Annotated in this window: 1 protein-coding gene; it reads left to right on the forward strand. The window is 70.9% G+C overall.

Going from position 1 to position 705, the window contains the following annotated elements:
• Positions 1–36: 36 nt before the first annotated feature.
• On the forward strand, positions 37–705 hold a 669-nt coding region (locus G3N99_RS41300; protein WP_206125321.1), incomplete at its 3' end, for a YoaK family protein.

Consider the following 705-nt stretch of genomic DNA (forward strand, 5'->3'; position numbering starts at 1 on the left):
TCGCGCGGCCGGGCGGCGCGCACCACGGGAGGCTCGATGGATCTCGACGGCGCCAGCCGCAATCTCACTGTCGCCGCGTTGCTGACGCTGTCCGGCGGCTACCTCGACGCGTACACGTATGTCGGCCACGGCCACGTGTTCGCGAACACGATGACCGGCAACGTCGCGCTGCTCGGCATCAACCTGTCGGCCGGCGAATGGGCCGCCGCGCTGCATCACGTGCCGCCGCTCGTCGGCTTCGTGATCGCGGTGTTCGTCGCGCACCTGCTCGGCCTCGCCGCGCAGCGCGGCTGGATGAAGCACACGGCGTTCGCGAGCCTGCTCGTCGAGATCGCCTTTCTCGGCGTCGCCGCGAGCGGCCTCGTCGGCGCGTCGAGCGCGTGGCTGATCCCCGGCATTTCGTTCGTCGCGACGCTGCAGACGCTGTCGTTCACCCACCTCGAGGAACTGTCGTACACGTCGGTGATGACCACCGGCAACCTGCGGCGCGCCGCGCAGAAGCTGTTCGTCGGGCTGATCCCGCGCTACGACGCGGGTGCGCTGCACGACTCGGCGCTGCTCGCGACGATCAGCTTCTGCTTCCTCGCGGGCGCGGTGGTCGGCGGCCTCGTCACGCGGCTCGTGCCGGAGGTCGCGCTGTGGGGCGCCGTGCTGCTGCTCGTCGGCGCGTTCGCGGAAATCGTGCGACGTGCGTGGCGTCGGCAC

The sequence above is a fragment of the Burkholderia sp. Ac-20392 genome, from assembly GCF_017104585.1.
Classification (GTDB): domain Bacteria; phylum Pseudomonadota; class Gammaproteobacteria; order Burkholderiales; family Burkholderiaceae; genus Burkholderia; species Burkholderia lata.